Below are 4,139 nucleotides of genomic sequence, written 5' to 3' on the forward strand. Positions count from 1 at the left end.
CGAGCGGGCTGTCGAGCGTATGATCCAGGCCGGTGCAGTTCCGACTACCGCCCAACACTTTGTCTATGAACTGCAGCAGGATTGGGCACGTCAGGAAACGTACCAGGGTGTGATGGACATCATGAAGGAGCATGCCGCCTTCGGCATCCAAATCGCCTACGCGAAGTGGGCACTCGGCCCGGAAATCAAGCGCAAGTAAGTAAAAACGAGGTGAACGTCGACGACTGTTCAGTTTCCGTCACATTGACATCATTTCAACATCATCCGCGAAAGAGCCTGGCTGGTGGAAATTTCCAGCCGGGTTTCGCGATTTATCCAACGCTCTGCCGCGTTAGTGGGCTGGAAATTCATGACGATTGGCCCGTGCCAGACAAAGGGGTCCCTCGAGCGGCTTTCCGGAAACGCGTGGGAACCGAATGCCTTGATCCCCGGCTTGGACCGTCAGTTCGTCTCCGGTGTCGAAGACGACAAGCGTTCGGTTGCCGGACATGTCGCGGATATTCAACTCCTCGCCGTTGACTTCCTTCTCGACGCGCACGCCGAATGGTTTGGAAGCGTCGCGGAAGGTGCCTGAACCTGCGATAATGTAGGCGAAAGTGTTACGCGAAATATGCACCGGCAGCCGCTTCTTCTTGCCCGGAGGCACTGAGACGTCGAGATAGATTGGATCAGCCGCAATGCCATCGACAGGTCCGCTCTTACTCCAGAAGTTGCCGCAGACAATGCGAACGGCAGTGCCGATCTCGACGCGTTTGGTCTTCACCCCAACAGCGGCAACTAAGGGGAACAGTCAAAAGAGCTGACGTGCGAAATGATGGACACGAAAAAATGCGCCGTCTGCCCCCAATCCTTCTGCCACGACCGCAAGATCAAGTGATTGCAAGAGCGCGTCGCTGGCGGAACACGTGCCCGATTGAAGGGATGACGTCCAGTGCCCAAAAGACAGAAAACCAATCTTTTCAATTTGCGTTGCTCTACCGGGCCGATGCCTCCAAGGCGGTCAGAAACAGATTCGGCGCTTGAGGCACCGGCCCCACCAAATGCCTAGTTGAAGAACGCCTCTAAAGCAAAGGTGAGGCGGCGGGCAACCGTTGTAACCCTCCTGCCTTGGAAGCGCGCCACCTCGAGCTCCTTGGAGTTCGGCTCGACCGCATCCTGGAGCGAAACATGGGTAGCGCCATACGGCGTTCCCGCCTGGAAAAGCACCGGGTCCGCATAGCCGAGGGGAACGATGATCAGCCCGAGATGAGCCATCGGATTGTATAGTGATAGAAGCGTGGATTCATTGCCACCATGCATGGAGGACGTGGAACCGAACACGGAGCCAACCTTGCCATTCAGTTTGCCCTGGAACCAAAGGCCGCCGAGGCCATCGATATAGGCTTTGAGCTCAGAGGCAACAGATCCGAAGCGCGTCGGCGTACCTAAGACGATGGCATCTGCCCATTCTGCATCCTCCTCGGTCGGCGCCGGATATTTCGCGTTCATATCCGCCGCCTTTTCTGCCCAACCCGCCGCTTTCGCCATGACTTCGGCGGGTACGATTTCGCGTGCGCGTCTTAGTCTAACCTCTGCGCCTTCGATCTCGGCACCTTCAGCAATGGCTTTTGCCAAAGCCTCGGTGGAACCGTTTCGGGAATAGAAGGCGATCAGAATCTTGGGTGCGGTCATAATCTTCTCCTCGAACCTCAACGATGTTTCGGCACTAATTGTCCTGACCCGAAGGCGTTGCGATATTCGATCGGACTTTTCTTGCTCTCGACCTCTGCGACGATGCAGAAATGGCGGGAGTGCTCGACCGAATAATCATGCAGAAGTAGTTCGAATGCGCCAAACCTGCGGAGAAGAGCCGGATCGGACGCGTCTTTTCCTTCGTAGACTGGCAGTCGTATGCATCGAGTTTGCATCGCACGAGAACATCCTTTGCGCTCGGTAACGGCCGCAAGGGTGAGATGAGCGCGTTTCCATCCGATGGCACAAACTTGATACTTGATTACAATCGCAACTGGACCGAGCGCGCTTAATCGTAGGGTCGGCGCTGGGCTCAAGCGAAATTGTGATAGATGCTCTTTTCCAGGCCGGCCATCGCCGCCATGAATGGCGGATCGAGAAATGGCAGTAATTGCGTCATCACTACGACAGCGATATCGCGCCGGGTATCGAACCAGAAGTGTGTGTTGAGCAAACCGCCCCAAAATTGAGATCCCTCACTGCGCATACCGGCGACACCCTCCTGCATGCGGGCGAAACCGAGGCTGTGGCCCTTTCTCGCGCGAGGGAAGAATACAAAGTCATGTGAGCTGCGTGGAACACAACTCGACAATTCCGGAAGCGTCAATTCACCAAGCTGGTCGGCAAGAAACGACGTCGCCGTGTCGGTGGAGATCAATCTTCGTCCATCCAATTCGCCGTGATTGAGCCACATGCGTAGGAAGCGCATGTAATCGGCGGGGGTTGAGTAGAGCGCGTGCCCCATTGCGTAGAATTCGGGGGGCCTGGGTGCCGCAACATCCACGGGAGCTGCCGTCAGGCCGCCATCGGGACGGCGTAGAAAGATGTCTCCTACCACATCCGCCCTGCCGGGTTCGAAGACAGTGTGTGTCATCTGGAGGGGCTCAAAGATCTCCTCCCGACAAAAGCGGTCGATCGGCCGCCCATCAATCGTTTCAATAACGAGCCCCAGCCAATCGATACCGGTGCCATACCGCCAACGCGTCCCGGGGTCGAAACGGAATGGATAAAGGAGCCCCTTCTTAAGACCGGATATGATCGTTGGCTTGCCGCTCCGGTCGAAATAGTGGGCGAGAACAGGATCATAATATTCGTAAGCGAGACCAGATTGATGGGTTGCCAGTTGCAGAAGCGTCGTTCCCGAGCGCGGCCGCCGGAAAAACGCTACATTCCCACGCATCCCATCCAACACTTCCAGACTATTGGATTGCGGGAGAACGGCCGCGACGGGCCAATTCCAGTCAAGTTGTTTCCGCTCAGCGAGGATGGCCGCACCCGTGGCGGCAATCGCCTTCGTCATCGAAAAGATGCGGAACAGGGTTTGGTCGCTTGCTTCAATATCCCCGGCAGCATTGCCAGCCTGACCTGTCCACACCGTCCCGGCTGAGCGTCCTACGCTAGCCACAATATAAGGCACCTGCCGCCTCTGCACGGAATCATGAAGAAGATCGTCGAGATATTGCATAACATGCTCGCCAAATGTCAGGGCTCATCCGTCAGCGCGAGCATGTCACCGCATGCCAGCGCCGGATGCCCTCGCAAAGTGGCTGGGCCATCGCGCAGCGAAATTGCAAAATCGCATCAAAAGATTTCCTTTGAAACCGATCGGAAGCCTTGGCTATTGGTGAGGAGCGCATACCTACGCCACATGTCCACCAGTTGCAGTTGAAACACGAAGGTTCAAAGGCAAAATGAATCGGTAGCTTGGTCAAGCAAAATTCAAAGCACAGACACAAACGTCTGTTGACCGAATGGAGCAAAGCGATGAGCTATATTTTCAATCTGATCCCCCTGTCGTCGAGCCACTACACCGATTTGCAGGAGGAGCGTCGCTCTCCTGCACAACCGCAGAACGTTCCCTGGCGGCACTTTGGCATCGCGTCGATCACAAAGCGGTTTTGGGGCTCGGTCCGTCATTTTCGTAAGCTCCGAGAGGCTGAGGCTCAACTGGCGGCGCTCGATGACCATTTGCTGAGGGATATCGGCATTTCTCGGGATTCTATTCACTATCTGGTCTGGTCCGACGATCGCTCTCGGCTTTCCAGTCGCGGTGGATGAAAGAGACCGCGCCCCGCATCGCGCAACGTTGCGGTGCGGGTCCTTTGTGTCGGACTAGCTTGTGGTTGAAGAAGGCAAGTTCGAAGGAGATCTTGCCGATGGGCGCCGCCAGATCATTTTCCGTAACGAAGGACATCATGCAGCCTTTCTGGGACGGCACCAGCGCGTTGAGCTCGACAGAAAGCTTCTGGGCATTCGCCGCTGGAGCCGCGGACGCATCCTGGGCGAAGGCCGGAACGCGGGATGCAATGGCCGGTGCCGCTGATGGCCGCACCGCAAATTAGAATTGTCGAGAGCACGGATATTTTCCGTGGCCAAACCGAAATCATGATCAGGCACGACGGCGTCAT

At 56.4% G+C, this 4,139-nt stretch carries 3 protein-coding genes and 3 pseudogenes; 2 read left to right on the plus strand and 4 right to left on the minus strand.

Going from position 1 to position 4,139, the window contains the following annotated elements; translation table 11 throughout:
* Positions 1-199: pseudogene (locus PY649_RS34480) on the plus strand (hydrolase); the annotation flags it as partial.
* A gap of 50 nt (positions 200-249) precedes the next feature.
* Here PY649_RS34480 and PY649_RS34485 read toward each other — a convergent pair.
* The 3 genes and pseudogenes from PY649_RS34485 to PY649_RS34495 form a co-directional block, all read right to left on the minus strand.
* A pseudogene (locus tag PY649_RS34485) lies at positions 250-964 on the minus strand (LLM class flavin-dependent oxidoreductase).
* Between the two features lie 80 nt (positions 965-1,044).
* Positions 1,045-1,671 carry an NAD(P)H:quinone oxidoreductase gene (gene wrbA, locus PY649_RS34490; protein WP_285873529.1) on the minus strand — a complete coding sequence of 209 codons (627 nt, stop codon included), beginning with the start codon at positions 1,669-1,671 and terminating at the stop codon, positions 1,045-1,047.
* Positions 1,672-2,044: 373 nt separating this feature from the next.
* On the minus strand, positions 2,045-3,196 hold the full coding sequence (locus PY649_RS34495; RefSeq protein ID WP_285873531.1) for a serine hydrolase domain-containing protein: 1,152 nt from the start codon (positions 3,194-3,196) through the stop codon (positions 2,045-2,047).
* 239 nt (positions 3,197-3,435) lie between these two features.
* Here PY649_RS34495 and PY649_RS34500 point away from each other — a divergent pair, with 239 nt between their 5' ends.
* Positions 3,436-3,789, plus strand: a complete 354-nt coding sequence (locus tag PY649_RS34500; protein ID WP_285873533.1) for a DUF1127 domain-containing protein — start codon at positions 3,436-3,438, stop codon at positions 3,787-3,789.
* 58 nt (positions 3,790-3,847) lie between these two features.
* Here the strand turns inward: PY649_RS34500 and PY649_RS34505 are convergent.
* A pseudogene (locus PY649_RS34505) lies at positions 3,848-4,039 on the minus strand (hypothetical protein); the annotation flags it as partial.
* Positions 4,040-4,139 lie beyond the last annotated feature (100 nt).

The organism is Rhizobium mayense (genome assembly GCF_030272705.1).
Classification (GTDB): domain Bacteria; phylum Pseudomonadota; class Alphaproteobacteria; order Rhizobiales; family Rhizobiaceae; genus Rhizobium; species Rhizobium mayense.